The following is a 19,186-nucleotide window of genomic DNA, read 5'->3' on the forward strand; positions in this document are numbered from 1 at the left end:
ACCTATCCCCAATCCACACGCCGATCTAAAAATGCATATTTAGAGCTTAGTTTAGGTTCTGCCTGTAATTTTTCAAAATAATCCAGTACGTCACTCTCTGGAATATCAAAACGTTTTAACCAATTGTCCGCAAGATAGCCTTTGACCAACGGAATCTCATCAGTGGAGTAGTTACCGCGATGGAAACTGCCAATCTTTTCAACCCGTAACGGTTTTAAAACACGATTCATTAATACATAAGGCGCTGGTAATGGATCTGTTTCAATTGAACCCGACAGCGGTAATCTTCCTGCTTGAATCACTACGCCTGCGCCATAGTCATAACCGATAAACCAACTCATCGGTAATTCAATATTTAGTGCTTTTTCTTCACGAATTTGATTAAACCATTCCGTGTTAATCGCAGTTAACCAATTTACAGTTTTAATGCCATGAATTAAATTATCTGATTCTAGATAAGGGTTACCAATATCCATTGCCCACATTTTTCTTGAAAAGAAAGCTTCAGTTGGTTCATTTTTATCACTGCGAATTTCTGAGATTAAACAGGCATAACCAGCATAACCATGATGTGCTTTTAAACGGCGAGCACAATTCAAAAACAGTTCAATAAATGCCTTACTGTGCTCTTCTACCCATTCAATCGGCATGGCAAAGGTTAGAGTGCAAGGTTAGAGTTGCTTTGTTGTGTTCCCTTTGCAAATTGCCAACGGCTAATTCCACCAATATTAAACTCCCAAGCCCCTGTCTCAAATTTTTCTTTACCACTGGTATATAAAAAGCTAATCGGTGTCATTGGGCTATAGAGTTTAAAAATTTCACGGATTGGTTTTAACTTGCTGTAGGCAATACAATCTGCCCCAGCACCTTTAGGTGGCGAACCTTGCCACAACCAAGTGAGATGCTCGTTGGCATAAGTCTGATAATCATCAAAACACTGTGCAATCGCTTCACGCATCTCATCGCTATAGCCTTCTTTAAAATACAGTACCGCACGAATCGCTAGATTAGCCCCTACATAATCTTCAGGGGCAGGTGCAACAAATAAGCCATGCCCCAAAGCTCCTTTTGACTGTGTTTTTGCCCAAGCCTCATATTCCTCTTGCGTTTTTAAATACATACTTTTTCCTTTGTTCTACCAAACAGGTACAGGAAATCTCGGCGCTGGAGTTTTCCCACGAGAGATAACATATAATAATGCGCCTGCAATTCCAGCAGCCCAAGCCGCAGCCGTAGATAGCTCAGTTACAGTACTCTCTTCCAGATTGCCGCAATCGCACTCTTCTGGCGTTAAAACTTTAACTTTATTTGCATCCCCAGCAATCTCTGTATAGCTTTTTTCTTGATCTCGGCCATACACATCATTACCAAATTTAATTTCCACCACATTCTTAATATTCTCCTGTGTCGGTGGCTTGCTTGGATCTTTGACAATGATCACATCGGGCCGTTTAGTTAAATTCTGTCCTTTTTCATAAGGATACCCTTTTTCTTTCTCCCAATATTTACGAATCCAAGCAGGCACATATTCATGAACTTTTGTCAGCAGACGCTTACTCATGATTGGCTCAGGTGGAGAGGTTGTCATATCGTAGGTCACCTCGGGTTTATAAGGACTTTGATGCCTCATAAATTTATCCAATTCACGCAAGCGTTCCGAGACACAGGACTGATGCAGATTTTGCCCAGTCTTCCCTTTATTTGGTCTCAGACCACAATAACAAATCGCCTTACATAACACTTCTTTATCTTGTGGCGTTAAAGCCCCTTGATCAAGCGCAATGACTTTGATGGGTTCTAACTGCGTCGTGGTGAGTGTTCCAAGTGGTTTTCCGCCCTTAGCCATAATTTAACTCACCGACTAAATCCAGATAGATTTTTGCCTCAGACGGTGTATAAATCCAGTCAGTAAACCCATTTTCATCACTTGCATAAATCGTGCTTGTGCCATCCTCTGTCGTAACTCTGACACGCCGATGCGCAATTGGCTCACCTGTCTTTTGATCGACGATTTGAAATCGGCCACTATAGTTTTGGTGCTCAGGCGCAGCGACCGTCTCTGCATCTTCATCGTTCGGATTTCCTATCAGGTAAGAAGAAAATGGAGAACTTGGGTCAACTATCACCAAATATTGGCTGGGCAACAAGCTTGCACCACATGCTGTTTTCATATTGGCTAGGGCAACAGCCCGCCCATCGGGCAATATAAAACTATTTTCACCTTGGGTAATCGGGAAAACACCTTTACATTTCGGACAGGCAACCATATAGCCTTTGCCCGCCATGCCGATACCATTAATTGAAATACTTGGGTGTCCTTGTATGACCACACCGCCATGATCAGTTTTGCAACCTTGCACAATTATAGCTAGAGCCATATAGATATCCTTATCATTGTTTTTAATTTAACTAAATTATAAACAATAAAAGTCACCTGTATACAGACCAGTCCATCTTATTAGTAAAATTAAGTAAACCTCTACAGCTTTAAAGAGAATTCTGATTGCACTGAAAGAAATGAGAATCAAAATCAACATTACCTACAAAATCCATATTATGTACTTATTCTTAGGTTATAATTTCTTACATGAACTTCATTATCTTTCCATTTTTTGACCATGTTTAAAAAAGCATTCTTCCAAATTCATTGGTTTTTAGGGATTACTGCGGGGCTTATTCTCTCTTTGATGGGGGTAACAGGTGCAATCTACTCATACGAACCACAAATTCTAAAATGGATCAACCAAGACAGCTATGTTGTTGAGGTTGCTCAAACCCCAAAACTCACGCCTGCTCAGCTGTATCAACATTTCAATCAGCAGCAACCCGAGATTGAAATTAACAGCATTACCATTGCTTCTGACCCAACGGCATCTTCGACCGTCAATATCAAAAAAGAAGGTGCACGTCGTGGCTATAATATGATGGTAAATCCTTATACCGCTGAGGTCCTACCTGATATTAAAGGTCGTGACACGCTGCAATTTATTCAGCGATTGCACCGTAATTTAACCGCAGGAGAATTTGGGGCACAGATTACTGGCGCATCTACGCTGATGCTGATTTTCTTTGTATTGAGTGGCATCTATCTGCGCTTTCCAAAGAAACATAGCATCAAACAATGGTTGTTTATTAAGCCAAAACTGAAAGGTCGTAATTTTATTTGGGATCTACATGCAGTGGTTGGAACCTGGGTGGTGGTGTTCTATCTACTGTTTGCTTGCACCGGCTTATATTGGTCTTATGACTGGTGGCGTGCAGGCATGTTCAAAGTCATGGGCGTTGAACAACCACAACGTAATCAACAAAACAATGAACGTGGCAAAAATAAACAGCCTGAGCTGGAAAAAGCACAGCTTAACAGCATCCTGACACAGACATGGACTGGGGTAAATGCGCAGATTGGCCGTGAATACTCAAGCTTAACCCTGAATATTCCAAAAAATGCGGATGCAAAAGTTGAACTCTCGTTTGTCGATGCCACCCCTCAACATGAACGTGCGCGTAACCAAGCAGTCTATAATTACCAAGACAATAAATTCGAAAAATTTGAATTGTATGAAGACAAGAAGCTCAACGAAAAAATCATGAGCAGCATGTTGCCTGTGCATCGCGGCAGCTTTTTTGGTTCGACCTATCAATTTATTGCCATGCTGGCTTCATTGGCAATGCCACTATTCTTTGTAACGGGCTGGATGCTGTATCTAAAACGTCGCAAACAGAAAAAGCTGACTCAAGCTGCACGTCAGTCACTTAGCGCACAGCAGATTGATCCAAATGCTAAGCCTTGGCTGATCACTTATGCGACGCAAACAGGTGTGGCTGAACAACTGGCATGGCGTACTGCGACCAGCTTGCAGGAAGCGCAACAGCCAACGACGGTTAAACCGATCCAGCAATTGACTGAGCAAGACCTATTGCAGGCGGAGCAAGTTTTATTTGTGATCAGTACCTATGGCACAGGTGAGGCACCCGATCTCGCTGCAAGTTTTAGCAAGAAACTGATGCAACAAAAGCTTGATCTTAGCCAAATGCACTATGCTGTACTCGCGCTCGGTTCAAAAGAATACTCTGATAGTTATTGCAGCTTCGGCTATGCAGTCGATGCATGGTTAAAACAATGCAAAGCACAACCATTGTTCGATTTGATCGAAGTGGATAATGCCAATGCCAACGATATTCAGCGTTGGAATCAGGGCTTGTCTGTGGTAACCCAGCATGAGCTACATGCAATGAATATTGAGAAAGTATTTGATCAATGGACCTTAAGCGAACGCTCCCTGCTCAATCCAGACAGCCTCGGGCAAGCAGCCTACAATATCGAACTGCGTTCGGCTTCTGATATGACATGGCATGCGGGAGATATTGCAGAAATTCAACCAGCCAATAGCCTAGCTGAAATTCAAAACTTCTTGATCAAGTACCAAACCCCAGCCCACAGTATCGTTAAATCATTGAACCAAAATATTGAACAAGCACTTTGGGATAAAAATTTGCGGGTTGAAATCAAGCCTTTCAGTTCGCTTGAAGATTTACTGGAACAGTTGCCGACTTTACCTACGCGTGAATATTCGATTGCCAGCATTCCATCGCAACAAATACTGCGACTAGTGGTTCGTCAAAAACGCGATGAAAATGATCAACTCGGCCTTGGTTCTGGTTGGTTAACCGAATTTGCAGAGCTTAAGCAAACGGTTGCTTTACGTATTCGGACCAATGAATCCTTCCATTTAATTGACGATAACCGCCCGATTATCTGTATTGGTAATGGTACAGGTATTGCTGGTTTGATGAGCCTGTTACAACAGCGTAATCGACAAAATTACACGGCAAACTGGCTGATCTTTGGTGAGCGCCAACGCGAACATGATTTCTTCTACCAAGAAACCATTCAAGCTTGGTTAAACATGGGGACACTACAACGTCTGGATTTGGCTTTTTCTCGCGATCAACAACAGCGTATCTACGTTCAGGATATATTACGCAACAATGCTGATGAACTGATCAAGTGGATTGAGCAAGGGGCTGTGATTTATGTCTGTGGTAGCATTGAAGGCATGGCCTCAGGTGTTGATCAAGCTTTGACAGATATTCTCAGCGAAGAAAAACTAGATGCATTAAGACAGGCTGGGCGTTATCGTCGAGACGTTTATTAATCTTTTTCCGATCTAAAAAACGAGTGCCAGCCACTCGTTTTTTTTCATCAGCGCATAAGAGAATTTGCCTTTCTCAGAATTTTGCATACACTTAGCACGGTTCAAATCGACACAATTAAGATTATGCAAATAAGTTCGTGGGTTCGTATTGTTTTCGCCCTTATCGGTTCAATTCTTTTTTTAGATGGCGCAATTCTAATCGCCTTTAAAAAGATTCACATCGGAACAGTACTCCCTCTCCTCCTTGGGCTATTTTTCTGTCTTTATGCTTATTTCTATTATCATATTGAACGTTTCTTCTTCTATCATTTCCGCCTGCATTCGATTTGGCGCTTTGGCTGGCTATGTTTCTGGATCTGGTTAGTGAGCTTAGGCTATTTCTTTGATTATCTTTCAAACAATAATGCCAAAACCCAACATGTTCCACCCGTCAAAGCGATTATTGTATTAGGTAGCGGCGTTGAAAATGGCCAACCTTCTGCCACATTGGCTAAACGCCTAGATCGCGCTGCCCCGATTGCTTTGGCTCAACCACAAGCCAAATTGGTCATGACAGGAGGGATTGATTTTGGTGAACATGATAGTGAAGCAATGGTGATGTCACGTTATGTACAGCAGCACTATCAAATCCCAACCTCACAAATCATCTTGGAAGATAAAAGCACCAGCACCGAGCTAAATCTTAAAAATAGCCAAAAGCTCTTGCAAGCACAACAGATTAGCATTCAACAACCGATTGCAATTGTGACCAGTGATTTTCATACTTTACGTGCTGCTGCGATTGCTAAGAAACAGGGCTACAGCAATATCACCCTACTTGGCGCAACCACACCCCTTGCGACACGCTACAATGCATGGCTAAGAGAATATTTTGCCTATGCCAGTGGTTGGATCTTAAATGAATATTGATTGAGGGTCTCCTCCTTCAATACGAGGATGAAGCTGAGTTATGCAAACGAATATCGCGTGGTAGCGGAAGTTTTAACTCAGCAAACACATCAGGACGCTGTAAATAGATTTGATATAAAAAATTCTTGATATCCAATAATAAAGCATCTGGAGAAACCAACAGGTTATTGCCTTCTGGAGTTAAATCCAAAGATAAGATGGTATTGTTTTCTTTTAAAAATGGAATCATTTTTTCAATAAAGGCCAGCAAAGTTATTTCCTGAATTTCGTATTGCGCCCAATTGTCTTTAATTAATAGTTTTGCCAAACTTTTATTTTGCCAAACCGATAACGCATGCTGTCCAGAGGGTGTTGAGCATAATGCCCAGCCGTCGTGATAAAGTGCGATCACCTGACGTTGCATAATAATATTTTGGATAAACTGACGATATGCATCTTTGAGTGAAGAATTGGCAGGTGTATTTTGAGATTTCGACGCAGCCTTGCGTTGATAAGGGTTTCTCATAAAGTACTTCATATTAGAATCATTATTGATGCTAATCATAAAATAACTTTATTGGGATTACAATGTATGAGATATGGGGAGAAATATGGTGGGCGCTGACGGGATCGAACCGCCGACATTCTGCTTGTAAGGCAGACGCTCTACCAACTGAGCTAAGCGCCCTGAGGAATAAAAATTGATTGACTATCAATTTTTATGACGCAAGACAAACGGAGTGCGTAGTGTCTTACATTTTCATTTCCTTGAACAGGGAATCAAGAAAATGGCGCAGCGGACGGGGCTCGAACCCGCGACCCTCGGCGTGACAGGCCGATATTCTAACCAACTGAACTACCGCTGCACTGTATACTTCTATAGAGAAGTAGATGTCACTAATTATGGTGGGCGCTGACGGGATCGAACCGCCGACATTCTGCTTGTAAGGCAGACGCTCTACCAACTGAGCTAAGCGCCCTGAGCGAGGTAACAAATCTAAAGCATCGCTTTAAAAATTTGTTTGAATATAAAAGACATAAATTCTAATGTACTCAACTCTATCTAATCTTGCAATCTTAAAGTGGCGCAGCGGACGGGGCTCGAACCCGCGACCCTCGGCGTGACAGGCCGATATTCTAACCAACTGAACTACCGCTGCACGATAATTTTGCAATCATAGCAAACGACGATTAAAACTTAAGTGGCGCAGCGGACGGGGCTCGAACCCGCGACCCCCGGCGTGACAGGCCGGTATTCTAACCAACTGAACTACCGCTGCACTTGAGTCTTAACGTAAAGAGCTTGGTGGGCGCTGACGGGATCGAACCGCCGACATTCTGCTTGTAAGGCAGACGCTCTACCAACTGAGCTAAGCGCCCTTAACGTCTTCATCGTTTGTGAGGTGCATTATAGAGAATCTTTACAGCCTGTCAAACGCTTTTGCCATTCTTTTCCGAAAAAACCGCACGAATGATTAAAAAATAAGTAATTCCATGCAAAAACCGATATTTTCGTATTTTATTTAAGCACTTATTGCGATTTTCATGCATCATTTTTAATGGCATGTTCCGATATATACACCAAGGCGTGTTCAGAAACCAGTTCAAATAGTTCTAGGATTTCATCATTATTCATTCGAATACAACCATGCGACATAGGAATGCCCATCGGTTCGGTGTCAGGTGTACCATGAATATAGATATAACGCTTAAAGGTATCCTGCCCTTCCCCATGGTTAAAGCCTTCTTCTAAACCATCCAACCATAAGATTCGTGACAAGATCCAATCGCGTTGCGGAAATTGCTGTGCCAGTTGTTGGTCATACACCTCACCCGTGGGTTGGCGAGCAATAAATACCGCATTTTTAGGCGCATCACCACCAATCTTTTGCGCGACCTGATGCCAACCTCGTGGCGTTTTGCCACTATTCTCTTGTTCACCAATACCGTTTTTACCCGAAGAGATCACATAGAATTTATTATGTTTTGGCAAATGTAAGGTTTGTTGTGCCAAGTCAATGATGATGTCTGCCTGATCTAGGGTATAGCTCATTTTTATCTCGAAAACTGATAGAACAATTTTATTTCAACATAGACTGTCAGCTTTTTCTTGTGCTTTTCAGTAGTTTTAATTGTTCGTCGGTTTTAAATATAAAAAAACAAAACAGTATGATTTATCTTTGGGATAAGCTAAAAGCGTTGCTTTAAGTTTATTTATCCTCGCCACTCGCAGCATATGAGCCATATTTGGCGCAAGGTCTTGCGCATGAGGAATTATTCCGCAAGAGCGTTGCTTTTCTTAACTAGCCATTCGAACATAGTTCTCGTCTTGCGCTCGGACAAAGCGTTGCTTTGTTTAAACTCGCCACTCGCAGCATATGAGCCATATTTGGCGCAAGGTCTTGCGCATGAGAAATACATTTCGCAAGAGCGTTGCTTTTCTTAACGCTGCTCAGGCTCGGGGCGTAACCACAACCACACAGCCACGATAAACATGGTGACATCGGTAAAAACTTTTACCCAAAATGGCGCATTGGTAAATAGCATCAAAATACCACTGATCAGCATCATGATACTAGCAATCCATTTTGCCTTACGGGGAACAGTACCATGCTCGCGCCAATTGCGTAAGGTCGGTCCATATTTGGGATGATTCAACAGCCATGCATCCATTTCAGGCCAGCCTTTGGAAGCGGCCCATGCGGCAAGAATCAGAAATACGGTGGTTGGCATGCCAGGTAAAATTGCTCCAATGATTCCTAACGTAATAAAAATCACGACCAAACTACGCCAGAATAATGTTTTCATTGAGCAATTAACCAACACCGATTTACAACCGTGCTAGTATAAAGTGTTTTTATCGTTCTTTCTTCAACTTCACTTATTATTTCAATGATTGAGTTAATTCATGCCTAACCTGATTACCACTTCCAGTTATTTTGAACCGTGGTTACAGTTTAACAACCCAATCGTACGACATTTAGCATTTTGTATTGCCAGCCCTAATATATTGGCTGAAATTCCTAATGAGCTTCATGTAAAACATCATTTTGAGCTTCACCACGATTCGATTTGGCACACTCATTATCAAAACTATGAACCGCGTTTAAAGCAGCTCGATCAACAGCCCCAGCCACTGATTGATTTTCTGGCACAACTCAAAAGTACCCGACTTGGTCTACGTTTTGAAAATTTGCTCTGGTTTTGGTTATTGGATGATGATTATCATCCCTATCAGTTGCTAGGACACAGTATTCAAAAAATTGCGGGTGCAATCACTTTGGGTGAACTCGACTTCGTGATATTTAATCAGCAGACCGCAGAAGTTGAACATTGGGAAGTCGCCTTAAAATATTATCTAGGCGAAGGACAATTAGATTTAGCGCAATGGTATGGCCTAAACAGAGAAGATACTTTACAGCGAAAGTTAAAACATTTTACTGAACGGCAATTTCAGTTTTCAGAAGCCAATCACCATCAAATTCAAAGAAAGTTTGCAGTGATGAAAGGCCAACTCTATCTACCCCAAGAGCAAAATAACTTAAATTTACCATCTTGGATCAATGCATCACGACGTTTAGGGCATTGGGGTACGCACATCCCACAAACGCCTTATTACCGCCTACAACGACATGAATGGCTCTGCCCTGATCTAAAGCCCTCATCACAAACCGCAGTCTGGTGGAGCAATGGTCTGTATCATCAAGCAACAGCTGAACCAAACTTTTATATGTTTCGTCAGCCCTCGTTATTATTTAGTGTAGCTTAACAAAGTAACTGCCCAATAAGATAACATTTCATAACACTTCTACCATCAAACACTTATGTTCATTTTCTGGTAAATTTTTTAGCCTCTTAAGTACATCATAATTACATTCAAACGGAGAAGATGATGAAAAAAATCTTAGTTGCTTCAATCATGACTGCTTTTGTTTTAACTGGTTGTAATACATTCAAGGGTATTGGTAAAGATGTGTCTAAGGCAGGTGACAAAGTCACTCAAACTGCTGAAAAAACACAAGATAAAATGTAATCCTTGAAAGCAGCTTAGTAAAACCTTATCTAAACCTAGATAAGGTTTATTTTTACATACCTTTCTTTAGCATATTCCCCTATTATATCGGTTCATATTTCACCAGATTTAGCTACATCCCGCATGAACCATTCCGATACGCTCGAACTCAGTTTACAACTCCTACGTCAACCCTCTGTAACGCCTATTGACCATGATTGTCAAAATATCATGGCTGAACGTTTGGCAAAGATTGGCTTTAATATCGAAAACATGCGTTTTGAAGATGTTGATAATTTATGGGCACGTCGTGGCACAGAAAATCCTGTATTTTGTTTTGCAGGCCATACCGATGTAGTCCCTACAGGTCACTTAGACGACTGGAATTCAGATCCATTTTTACCAAGTATCCGTGATGGTAAATTATATGGTCGTGGTTCTGCCGATATGAAAACAGCTTTGGCTGCGATGGTGGTTGCCTCTGAACGTTTTGTTGCTAAACATCCAGACCATAAAGGCTCAATCGCCTTCTTGATTACTTCTGACGAGGAAGGCCCATCCATCAACGGTACCGTAAAAGTTGTTGAAACATTAGAAGCACGTAATGAAAAAATGACATGGTGCTTGGTCGGTGAACCATCTAGTACCCATCAATTGGGGGATATCGTCAAGAATGGCCGTCGTGGTTCTTTGAATGCAGTCTTAACTGTATATGGTAAACAAGGCCATGTGGCATATCCACATCTGGCAGAAAACCCGATTCATACGGCCTCTAAAGCACTGAATGAGCTCTGCGAAACCGTTTGGGACAATGGTAATGAATATTTCCCTGCAACCTCATTCCAGATTTCAAATATCCAAGCAGGTACTGGCGCAACCAACGTCATTCCAGGCACATTAAAAGTGACCTTTAATTTCCGTTATTCGACTGAAGTCACTGCCGATATCTTGAAACAACGCGTACTTGAGACTTTAGATCAACATAAACTCAATTACGACATCCAATGGACTTTATCTGGTTTGCCATTCCTGACGCCTGTCGGTGAGTTAGTCAATGCTGCAAAAACCGCGATTAAGAATGTCACGGGCATCGATACCGTGCTTTCAACCAGTGGAGGTACTTCGGATGGTCGCTTCATTGCACCAACAGGCGCTCAAGTGCTTGAACTCGGTGTGTTGAATGCCACCATTCATCAGATTAATGAACACGTCAATGTTGCCGAGCTTGAACCATTGGCTGAAATTTATGAGCAAATCTTAATCGAGCTGCTTGCTTAAAATAAAAAGACAGCTACAAAAAAAGGAACTCAAATGAGTTCCTTTTTTATTATAGCCCAAGCTGGGTCTGTATATTTTGCAGATGGGGAACATAGAATTCATGCTCTCCCATCTTCACATATTTAAACACCTTATCATCATCGGTTTCACGCTCTTCATCCACAATTTCAGAAATACGCACACGAATCGACTCAGGCATTTCATTGCAGACCAGTGCAAATCGTTCAGAAACGTCATCGCCTTCAATCACCAATGCAACACCGTGTTTCTGCTTTGGATCATTCACAGCGTAGACAGGAAGTTTTAGATCATGCCATTCAATATGATCAACATTGGTTTGGGTATCCATTGCTGATAACACAATATTTTGGGGTAACAGCATCGGTACTTTTTGATGGCACTGAATAATATATGCATCAATAAATCCCGTTGAGACCGTAATTAAATGTTGTAACTCTTGCTGGTCAATCTGGCCCAGTGTGGAGTTTGCGCTTTTCTTAGCCATTAATTTTCACCTCTTAGCGCACCGCAAGTAAGCTTTCAATATTTTCCAAGAGCGCCTCTTCTTGGAATGGTTTACCCATATACTGGTTTACACCCAACGATAATGCACGTTCACGATGCTTCTCACCGGTACGTGATGTAATCATGATAATTGGCAAGTCACGATGAATTTCATGATGTCGTACTAGGTTAGACACTTCAAAACCATCCATACGTGGCATCTCGATATCCAGCAACATTAAGTCTGGCTTCACAGTTTCAAGCTGTTCAATTGCATCCACACCATCTTTAGCGGTCACAACATCATAGCCTTGACGTTCTAATAGACGTGAGGTCACCTTACGTACTGTCACTGAGTCATCGACAATCATAATCAAGCGACGTTCATCATAACGTTGCTTGGTATAAATCTCATCGGCCTGCTTACTGCGTGCTGTTGACTGCGCTTGTCGAGCAATGTTTTGACCATCCAAGATCAAACACACTTGACCATCACCAAGAATCGTTGCACCTGCGATCACACCAATACTTGAGAACTGTTGCCCCACGGGTTTGACCACAATCTGTCCACGCGAACCAATCAACTGATCAACCAATAATGCCGTGGTCTGACCTTGAGCCCCTTTAATCAATAGCACAGGTAGGGAATGTACCACGCCGCTTAAACGTGGAATTGGCTGCCCAGCCACGAACTCAGACAAGTAGCGTAAACGATAACGTTCTTGATCAATACTGAAGTAATCTTCTTGGCTTTCAAAGTACTGTTCTAAAGCCACAGGTGAGATACGTACAATACGGTCGATCTGCGCCAATGGGAAGGCGAACTGTTGATCGCCAGCTTTTACCATCAAGGCATCACTCACTGCCACCGTGGTCGGTACGCGAATGGTAAAGGTTGTGCCCTTACCTAAGCTTGAATCGACACTGACGTGACCACCTAAGGCTTTAATATCACTTTGTACTACGTCGAGACCTACACCACGTCCAGAAATTTGAGTGACTTGAGCCGCGGTACTAAAGCCTGGATGGAAGATAAATTGCAGAATTTCTTCCTGATCAAGTTTCTGATCTTTGGTCATCAGACCTGTTTGTAACGCTTTATCCTTGATGCGCTTAACATCAATGCCTTTACCATCATCACTAAAGGTCACCACAACATCTGTGCCTTGACGGCCAATGTTCAGCACAATATGACCCGTCTCTGGCTTTTGCGCTTGTAAACGCTGTTCGCGGTCTTCAATGCCGTGGTCAATCGCATTACGTAACATATGTTCAAACGGCGCAACCAAACGTTCAAGAATGCTGCGGTCTAATTCACCTTCGGTATTATTCACCACCAGTTCTGTTGGGCGGTTTAAGGTCGATGCTGTTTGACGCACAATACGTTGTAAACGCGGCAATAGACGAGAGAATGGGACCAAGCGAGTACGCATCAAGCTTTCTTGAATTTCAGCTTGAATACGAGACTGTTGTAACAGCAAACCTTCGGTATCACGAATCTTTTCAGACAGCGTAGTTTTGAAGTCAACCAAATCCGATGCTGACTCAGCTAAAGACTTGGACAATTGGTTCAACGATGAATATTGGTCCATTTCCAGTGGGTCAAAGTCGGCATAACGCGAATTTTCACCGCCATGTCGTGCAATGATCTGACTTTCCAACTCACCTTCCATTCGGCGTAACTGATCCGCCAAACGCTTGATCGCCAGTTCCATTTCCGTCAAGGTACCGCCCAATTGACCTAAGTCCATCTCGATACGTGAACGGTTGATCGCATTCTCCCCTGACAAATCAATCATTTTCTCAATGACGTCAGCAGAAACACGGATCATTTCATTATTCTGTTCAATACGTTCAGCGGTTTCCCACTCACCCAACATTGACGGCGGCTCAGTACCATCCCCCTGAACAAACTCCATCGTATATTCAGGCGTAAAGATGTCCTTAGCAGAGAGTTTCTGTGGAAGTTGTGCCGAAACGTCGACAAACTCCATCTTCTCCAAACTTTGTTTTAAGCCGTCAAAATTGGCATATTGGCGCTTAAAGATCGCATCATGCAACCATGCGAATGCTGTATTGAGTAAATTGTCATACACATTCGAACTGAAGTGATGTACACCGAATTGCTCAAAAGCATTCTCTAAATGATAGGCAATAATCGCAATGGCATCCATTTCTGCCATGCGTGCACCACCTTTCAGACTGTGGGCATTACGCTGTAACTGTAATAGCAAACTACGGTTACCCCGTTGATCGAACCATTGCTTCAATAAACTTTGTGCTTGCTCAAGCAATTCTTCTGCTTCTTCAAGGAAAGTCTGTTCAACTAGATTACGAACATCATCATCTGTCGTATCAGCAACGGTTTCTACCAATTGTGCTGCGGAAATCTCCTCAAGCACTTCTGCCTCAACAGGTGAAGACTCAAGCTCAATCGTTTGTTCAACAACTACGGCTTCAACGTTGTCCAACGCAGGCTGTTCCACCTGAATCGCTTCAACTGCGTCAAATTCTTGTGCTGTCTCAGGCACTGGCTCTACAGCAACAGACTCAATTGATTGATCTGCCTGTTGTAATAACTGCACCACATGCGTCGATGGATAATCTGTTTGCTGATCGCGAATGGTTTGAATACGATCTGCAATATCATCCTGTACCAAACGAATAATCGCGATGAGTTGTGGCGTCGCTTGAATCTGTTGGTTAATTAGCTTTTCATAAATGGTTTCTAATTCATGCGCGATCAAACCAATATGACGCGCTTGAATCATATTTGAACCACCTTTTAAGGTGTGCAAATAACGCATCAAATTCTTTAAGGCATTAACGTTTTGATGGTCCGCAGCCCATGTATTTAGATCGCTATCAATACCACCGAGTAACTCATCTGCTTCTTCTAAGAAGATATCCAGTAGGTCTGGATCAAAGTCGCGGTTGGCATCTGCTGACTGGAGCTGTTGCTTATCCAAGGCAAGCTGTGCCGCAAAAGCAGTGACATCAATCGCAGTAGACTCAGTTTGAACAGAAGTGGCTGTCGTCAATGTTTCGACTGGCTCGGCATCTGCTTCACTCACGATTGATTGATCTTGTTCCACTGTTGATACAGCTTCAATTCCAACCTGATCAGCAACGGGTGCTGTTTTAGATAAATCAGCAAGTACAATCAACGTGTGCGTCGCTGGATAATCTACCTGTTGATCACGAATGATCTGGATACGATCGGCGATATCATCTTGCACTGAACGAATCGTCGCAATCAATTGTGGCGTTGCCTGAATCTGTTGATTGATCAGCTTTTCATAAATTGTTTCTAATTCATGCGCAATCAAACCGATATGACGCGCTTGAATCATATTTGAACCACCTTTTAAGGTGTGCAAATAACGCATCAAATTCTTTAAGGCATTGAGGTTTTGATGATCTGTTGCCCATGTATTTAGATCGCTATCAATACCACCGAGTAACTCATCTGCTTCTTCCAAGAAGATATCCAATACATCTGGATCAAAATCACGATTGGCATCTGCTGATTGGAGTTGCTGTTTATCTAAAGCAAACTGTGTCGCCACATCTGAGGAAGCATGACTCACTGCGCTAACGGGCTCAATAACAGATGCATCTACAGGCACATCCATTGTTTCCACCGCAGCAGCCTGTTCCAAAGACTCAATATTTTGCTGGGTAAACGAACTTAATTCATTCAAAACACGTTCATGTGTTTTACTCAATGTGACACGCTGTCCCGCCGCCAAAGTATCAAACAGTTGAATAAACTGTTGATGAACCTGATGATACAGCTCAAAGGCATAATCAAGATTAAGTAAACTTGGCTTATAGATCAAATCCTGATAGCTGGAACGCAGCAAGCTGGTGTATTGATACATCCCGATCGTGGCATGGTGATGGGTATGCTGTAACAAGGTTTCTGCTTGCTGACTCAAGCACTGAATATATTGTGGGAACTCGTGACGGGCACGCTTCTCAAAATCAAACTCAACGTCTAATAGATCATTGATATTCAATTCAAGTAATTCAGAAACCAAGCCTTGCGGCCGCACAGATGTTCCGTTCTTTTCTTCAAGTTGGAAGTCATAGCTATCCCAAGCAACATTGAAGGTTTGATAAATTTCGTCAAACTGTTGCTGTGGCGCTTGTTGCTTCAAGGTATGCAAATAATCACGTACAAATTGCGCATAATGCGTCAGTAAAGCTGTTTCATCCGAGCTTGAGTCCAGCTCTTCTTGTAATAATGTTTTAAACAGATTTTCAACTTTAGCACTGGCCTCAAACACATGATCGACATGCGCCATCGCCGAGCTACCACGCAAGGTATGTAAGGCACGAATGAGCGTATTGTAGTGATCATTACTTGGGCGATCATTCTTTAAGAACTGATCAATCGTTGCAAGATGCTCTTCCGCTTCTTCCAAGAAGATGGCCAACGTTTCTTTAGCAAGTGCCTCATCTTCAAATGGTGCCGCCCATTCAAGTTCGGTAGCAGGCTCAAGCTGTTCTTGCTCAAGTAGCGTAGTCTCTACAACAAGTTCAAGACCTGTCGCCCCCTGCGCTTGATTCAGGTTGGTGGCTAGATTCAGAAGCTCCGCCAAAGCAGGTTCAGGACTTTGCTGCTGTTGTAATTGTTGTCCCAATAAAACCAATGGTCTGAAATCAATGAGATGACTTCGAACTGCTTTAAAATCATGTATAAGCTTAAAGCGATAAAGATTAAATACTGTTTGGACATAGCGTTGAATATCGCTATTGAGCACGATCGTTCCAGCGATCACACGATTTAAAGTATCTTCAACCGTCCATGCCAACTCACCTGATGACTTAGCACCCACCATTCTTCCAGAACCTTTTAAGGTATGAAAATGGCGGCGAATATCGCTCAGCACATTGTGTTGATGTGGTTGTTCTGTCCATTGAACGAGTAATGGTTCTAACTCAACAAAGATTTCATCTAATTCTTCAATAAAAATCTCAAGAATCTCTGCATCTTGTTCAAGATAACTGTCTTCAGGAAGCGTCATCGTTTCAACTAACGTTTTTAATATTTGTTTCATAGCTGCTTCTTTCGTTTTTATCCACCAATGTGGGTAAAAATTACGTCTATCTATCACACAAGATGTAGTTACATTTCGCCATCACCTTGTTGAGATATCCAACATCTCTAAAAATGGAAAGACAGACACCCCCATCTGCCTTTCCAATTCGGTTTAATCAGGTAACTTAAAGTCCGTTACCGATTCACGTAATGATTCAGCCATGTTTGCCAACTCAGATACTGAGCGTGCTGTATCAAACGTTGCAGTTGTGGTTTGTGAAGTAATTTCCTGTACAACATTCATCGTGGTTGCAATATGACTGGCAGATGCAGACTGCAGTTTTGCTGCATCAGAAATGCTCGCAATCAGTTTTGCCAAGTCACCCGATACGGTTTGAATCTCATCCAGTGCAATCCCCGCATCCTTCGCCAAGTTCGCACCACGAACAACCTCGGACGTGGTTTGTTCCATCGAAATGACCGCTTCGTTGGTATCGGTCTGAATGGTTTTTACCAAGCTTTCAATCTGCTTGGTTGCTGATGCAGAACGTTCCGCAAGACGTTGGACTTCATCGGCTACAACCGCGAAACCACGACCTGCTTCACCCGCCATCGATGCTTGGATCGCTGCGTTTAATGCCAAGATGTTGGTTTGGTCGGCAATATCGTTAATCAACGAGACGATGTTACCAATCTCTTGCGAAGATTCACCCAAACGTTTAATACGTTTTGAGGTCTCTTGGATCTGTTCACGAATGTGATCCATCCCTTCAATCGAACGGTTTACCACTTGCGCACCATTGGTTGCAATTTGTACCGAACGTTGTGCTACGTCAGCAGATTCAGATGCGTTGGCAGATACTTGGTCAATCGACAACGCCATTTCGTTCATCGCCGCTGATGCACCTGCAATTTCTTGTGCCTGATGTTCAGATGCTTCTGCTAACTGGTTGGTAATACTCTGAGTATCTTGGGTATAACGTGCAACCTCTTGCGAAGTGTCGGTAATACGAGAAACAAGGTCACGTAACTGATCAATCGCGAAGTTAATCGAGTCGGCAATCGCCCCCGTAAAGTCTTCAGATACTGTTGCATACGAACGCAAGTCACCGTCCGCCAAGTCGGCAATCTCATCCAGTAAACGTAAAATCGCGTTTTGGTTACGGTCATATTCGTCTTGTAGACGCGTTACACGTTCTTTATCGGTATTACTACGTAACATTAAGAGTTGTAATACAAAAAACACCAGAGCCGCTAAAGAGAGGATTAAGAAAATACCTGCAACAACGTTATCCCAACCACCTTCGGCTTTATTTGATAAATCATTGAGTGAAGTCAACAGCGCATCAGACTGCGAGAAAATCTGCGAGGATGCTTGACGTACACGAACAATCTGGTTGGCGTTTTGCAATACGGTTGCTGCTGCTGATTTCAATACAGCATCATAATCTGACTTAATGCTGTCTACAGATTCACGCAATGCTGCTGAACTAATGCGGTCTACACCGAGTTCTGAACTACCATTCAATTGTGCATTCAGATAAACACCAAAAGTATCAATATCCGCACCAAAGTCATTTGCAGAAACGCTTGAGTTGTCTGTGCCGACCAGTACCGAGTTGATCGAACGTAAAATACGTTCTGCAATGAACACTTGGTTTTTGGTGATAATTACCTGACTACTCGGCATATTTTCACGCACCATTTGGTCGACCATCAGGTTATATTCCGCCTGAATCTCAGGAATCGTTTCACTGATCGAGATATTGGTGTCGTAAAGTTGATTAATGACTTTTTGTTGCGATGCAATCAGATCAATATTCTTGGCAACAGTGTCCCAAAGACCACTGACTTTCTTGTACTCATCAGAACTTTTACCATAAACACTTTCAACAGTGTCTAGGTTTTCAGCAAACTGCTTCTCTGACTCGACCAATTTTTTCATGGCTTCTGGCGTACCAGATGCAGTTGCTTCAGTTGCTTGACGTGAAATGGTTTGCGATAACAAACGCAATTCACCCAAACTACGGGTCAACTGGTTTGAACGCGGAACGCTCACGAATAAGTAAATCAAGAGGATCGCTGCAAGGGCCAAAGCAATTAAAGCACGATAGATAATCGGTTTTGATTTCTCAGTTTCACCGAATAAGCGCGAAAACTGGTCAAGTTGCGTTCGAATATTGTCTAAGAACGCCCCACCCTTTTTCAGCCCTGCACTATCGCCATTGCCGTTCTTTTTTTTAAGTTTAAAGCCCATCTCAGCTTCTCCCCTGAATACGCGCTTATGTTCCGTAGCGTATA

At 42.6% G+C, this 19,186-nt stretch carries 14 protein-coding genes, 6 tRNA genes and 1 pseudogene; 6 read left to right on the top strand and 15 right to left on the bottom strand.

Annotation, left to right across the window (positions count from 1 at the left end; genetic code table 11):
• Positions 1-2: 2 nt before the first annotated feature.
• The 3 genes and pseudogenes from NG55_RS15955 to NG55_RS15965 form a co-directional block, all read right to left on the bottom strand.
• Positions 3-1,120: pseudogene (locus NG55_RS15955) on the bottom strand (type VI immunity family protein).
• Positions 1,121-1,135: 15 nt separating this feature from the next.
• Positions 1,136-1,846 (bottom strand): VRR-NUC domain-containing protein, encoded by a 711-nt coding sequence (locus NG55_RS15960; RefSeq protein WP_016541448.1) that lies wholly within the window; start codon positions 1,844-1,846, stop codon positions 1,136-1,138.
• A complete protein-coding gene (locus NG55_RS15965; RefSeq protein WP_016541449.1) occupies positions 1,839-2,378 on the bottom strand; it encodes a PAAR domain-containing protein in 540 nt (179 codons plus the stop codon). The genes NG55_RS15960 and NG55_RS15965 overlap by 8 nt, the downstream gene beginning before the upstream one ends.
• Before the next feature lie 240 nt (positions 2,379-2,618).
• Between NG55_RS15965 and NG55_RS15970 the strand changes: the two genes are divergently transcribed.
• Both NG55_RS15970 and NG55_RS15975 read left to right on the top strand, forming a co-directional pair.
• Positions 2,619-5,156, top strand: coding sequence for a PepSY domain-containing protein (locus tag NG55_RS15970; RefSeq protein ID WP_065343786.1), 2,538 nt, complete (start codon positions 2,619-2,621; stop codon positions 5,154-5,156).
• A 123-nt stretch (positions 5,157-5,279) separates the two neighbouring features.
• Positions 5,280-6,065 (top strand): YdcF family protein, encoded by a 786-nt coding sequence (locus NG55_RS15975; protein ID WP_065343787.1) that lies wholly within the window; start codon positions 5,280-5,282, stop codon positions 6,063-6,065.
• A 16-nt stretch (positions 6,066-6,081) separates the two neighbouring features.
• On the opposite strand, the gene NG55_RS15980 is transcribed toward NG55_RS15975, so the two are convergent.
• The 8 genes from NG55_RS15980 to elsL all read right to left on the bottom strand — a co-directional run bounded on the left by NG55_RS15980 (position 6,082) and on the right by elsL (position 8,097).
• Positions 6,082-6,570, bottom strand: a complete 489-nt coding sequence (locus NG55_RS15980; RefSeq protein WP_065343788.1) for a DUF2750 domain-containing protein — start codon at positions 6,568-6,570, stop codon at positions 6,082-6,084.
• An 86-nt stretch (positions 6,571-6,656) separates the two neighbouring features.
• Positions 6,657-6,732 (bottom strand) — tRNA-Val (locus NG55_RS15985).
• A 101-nt stretch (positions 6,733-6,833) separates the two neighbouring features.
• Positions 6,834-6,910, bottom strand: a tRNA-Asp gene (locus NG55_RS15990).
• Positions 6,911-6,948: 38 nt separating this feature from the next.
• Positions 6,949-7,024: transfer RNA gene (locus NG55_RS15995), tRNA-Val, on the bottom strand.
• Between the two features lie 103 nt (positions 7,025-7,127).
• Positions 7,128-7,204, bottom strand: a tRNA-Asp gene (locus tag NG55_RS16000).
• Positions 7,205-7,247: 43 nt separating this feature from the next.
• Positions 7,248-7,324: transfer RNA gene (locus NG55_RS16005), tRNA-Asp, on the bottom strand.
• A gap of 24 nt (positions 7,325-7,348) precedes the next feature.
• Positions 7,349-7,424, bottom strand: a tRNA-Val gene (locus NG55_RS16010).
• Positions 7,425-7,587: 163 nt separating this feature from the next.
• Positions 7,588-8,097, bottom strand: a complete 510-nt coding sequence (gene elsL, locus NG55_RS16015) for a cell wall-recycling L,D-carboxypeptidase ElsL (RefSeq protein ID WP_065343789.1) — start codon at positions 8,095-8,097, stop codon at positions 7,588-7,590.
• Between the two features lie 38 nt (positions 8,098-8,135).
• Between elsL and NG55_RS21475 the strand changes: the two genes are divergently transcribed.
• Complete coding sequence (locus NG55_RS21475; protein ID WP_407638714.1) at positions 8,136-8,252, top strand: hypothetical protein; 117 nt, start codon at positions 8,136-8,138, stop codon at positions 8,250-8,252.
• Positions 8,253-8,486: 234 nt separating this feature from the next.
• Here the strand turns inward: NG55_RS21475 and NG55_RS16020 are convergent, their stop codons facing one another.
• Positions 8,487-8,852: a YbaN family protein gene (locus NG55_RS16020; RefSeq protein ID WP_004802942.1), complete on the bottom strand. Its 366-nt coding sequence runs from the start codon at positions 8,850-8,852 to the stop codon at positions 8,487-8,489.
• A 100-nt stretch (positions 8,853-8,952) separates the two neighbouring features.
• Here NG55_RS16020 and NG55_RS16025 point away from each other — a divergent pair, with 100 nt between their 5' ends.
• The 3 genes from NG55_RS16025 to dapE all read left to right on the top strand — a co-directional run bounded on the left by NG55_RS16025 (position 8,953) and on the right by dapE (position 11,334).
• Positions 8,953-9,813 carry a DUF1853 family protein gene (locus NG55_RS16025; RefSeq protein WP_065343790.1) on the top strand — a complete coding sequence of 287 codons (861 nt, stop codon included), beginning with the start codon at positions 8,953-8,955 and terminating at the stop codon, positions 9,811-9,813.
• A gap of 120 nt (positions 9,814-9,933) precedes the next feature.
• Entirely contained in the window at positions 9,934-10,077 is a 144-nt protein-coding gene (locus tag NG55_RS16030; RefSeq protein WP_016541456.1) for an entericidin A/B family lipoprotein, read from the top strand.
• A gap of 123 nt (positions 10,078-10,200) precedes the next feature.
• Complete coding sequence (dapE, locus tag NG55_RS16035) at positions 10,201-11,334, top strand: succinyl-diaminopimelate desuccinylase (RefSeq protein WP_065343791.1); 1,134 nt, start codon at positions 10,201-10,203, stop codon at positions 11,332-11,334.
• Between the two features lie 49 nt (positions 11,335-11,383).
• Here dapE and NG55_RS16040 read toward each other — a convergent pair whose 3' ends face one another.
• The 3 genes from NG55_RS16040 to NG55_RS16050 all read right to left on the bottom strand — a co-directional run bounded on the left by NG55_RS16040 (position 11,384) and on the right by NG55_RS16050 (position 19,142).
• A complete protein-coding gene (locus NG55_RS16040; RefSeq protein WP_065343792.1) occupies positions 11,384-11,839 on the bottom strand; it encodes a hypothetical protein in 456 nt (151 codons plus the stop codon).
• 13 nt (positions 11,840-11,852) lie between these two features.
• Positions 11,853-16,904: a hybrid sensor histidine kinase/response regulator gene (locus NG55_RS16045; protein ID WP_065343793.1), complete on the bottom strand. Its 5,052-nt coding sequence runs from the start codon at positions 16,902-16,904 to the stop codon at positions 11,853-11,855.
• Between the two features lie 153 nt (positions 16,905-17,057).
• The gene (locus tag NG55_RS16050; RefSeq protein WP_065343794.1) at positions 17,058-19,142 is read right to left on the bottom strand and encodes a methyl-accepting chemotaxis protein; all 2,085 of its coding nucleotides are present in this window, start codon (positions 19,140-19,142) and stop codon (positions 17,058-17,060) included.
• Between the last annotated feature and the right edge of the window lie 44 nt (positions 19,143-19,186).

The organism is Acinetobacter gyllenbergii (genome assembly GCF_001682515.1).
GTDB lineage: Bacteria > Pseudomonadota > Gammaproteobacteria > Pseudomonadales > Moraxellaceae > Acinetobacter > Acinetobacter gyllenbergii.

Bases quoted from the DNA above. Each gene is read 5' to 3' on its own strand.
- NG55_RS15960 (WP_016541448.1), bottom strand. From the start codon at position 1,846: ATGGCTAAGGGCGGAAAACCACTTGGAACACTCACCACGACGCAGTTA.
- NG55_RS15965 (WP_016541449.1), bottom strand. From the start codon at position 2,378: ATGGCTCTAGCTATAATTGTGCAAGGTTGCAAAACTGATCATGGCGGT.
- NG55_RS15970 (WP_065343786.1), top strand. From the start codon at position 2,619: ATGTTTAAAAAAGCATTCTTCCAAATTCATTGGTTTTTAGGGATTACT.
- NG55_RS15975 (WP_065343787.1), top strand. From the start codon at position 5,280: ATGCAAATAAGTTCGTGGGTTCGTATTGTTTTCGCCCTTATCGGTTCA.
- NG55_RS15980 (WP_065343788.1), bottom strand. From the start codon at position 6,570: ATGAGAAACCCTTATCAACGCAAGGCTGCGTCGAAATCTCAAAATACA.
- elsL (WP_065343789.1), bottom strand. From the start codon at position 8,097: ATGAGCTATACCCTAGATCAGGCAGACATCATCATTGACTTGGCACAA.
- NG55_RS16020 (WP_004802942.1), bottom strand. From the start codon at position 8,852: ATGAAAACATTATTCTGGCGTAGTTTGGTCGTGATTTTTATTACGTTA.
- NG55_RS16025 (WP_065343790.1), top strand. From the start codon at position 8,953: ATGCCTAACCTGATTACCACTTCCAGTTATTTTGAACCGTGGTTACAG.
- NG55_RS16030 (WP_016541456.1), top strand. From the start codon at position 9,934: ATGATGAAAAAAATCTTAGTTGCTTCAATCATGACTGCTTTTGTTTTA.
- dapE (WP_065343791.1), top strand. From the start codon at position 10,201: ATGAACCATTCCGATACGCTCGAACTCAGTTTACAACTCCTACGTCAA.
- NG55_RS16040 (WP_065343792.1), bottom strand. From the start codon at position 11,839: ATGGCTAAGAAAAGCGCAAACTCCACACTGGGCCAGATTGACCAGCAA.
- NG55_RS16045 (WP_065343793.1), bottom strand. From the start codon at position 16,904: ATGAAACAAATATTAAAAACGTTAGTTGAAACGATGACGCTTCCTGAA.
- NG55_RS16050 (WP_065343794.1), bottom strand. From the start codon at position 19,142: ATGGGCTTTAAACTTAAAAAAAAGAACGGCAATGGCGATAGTGCAGGG.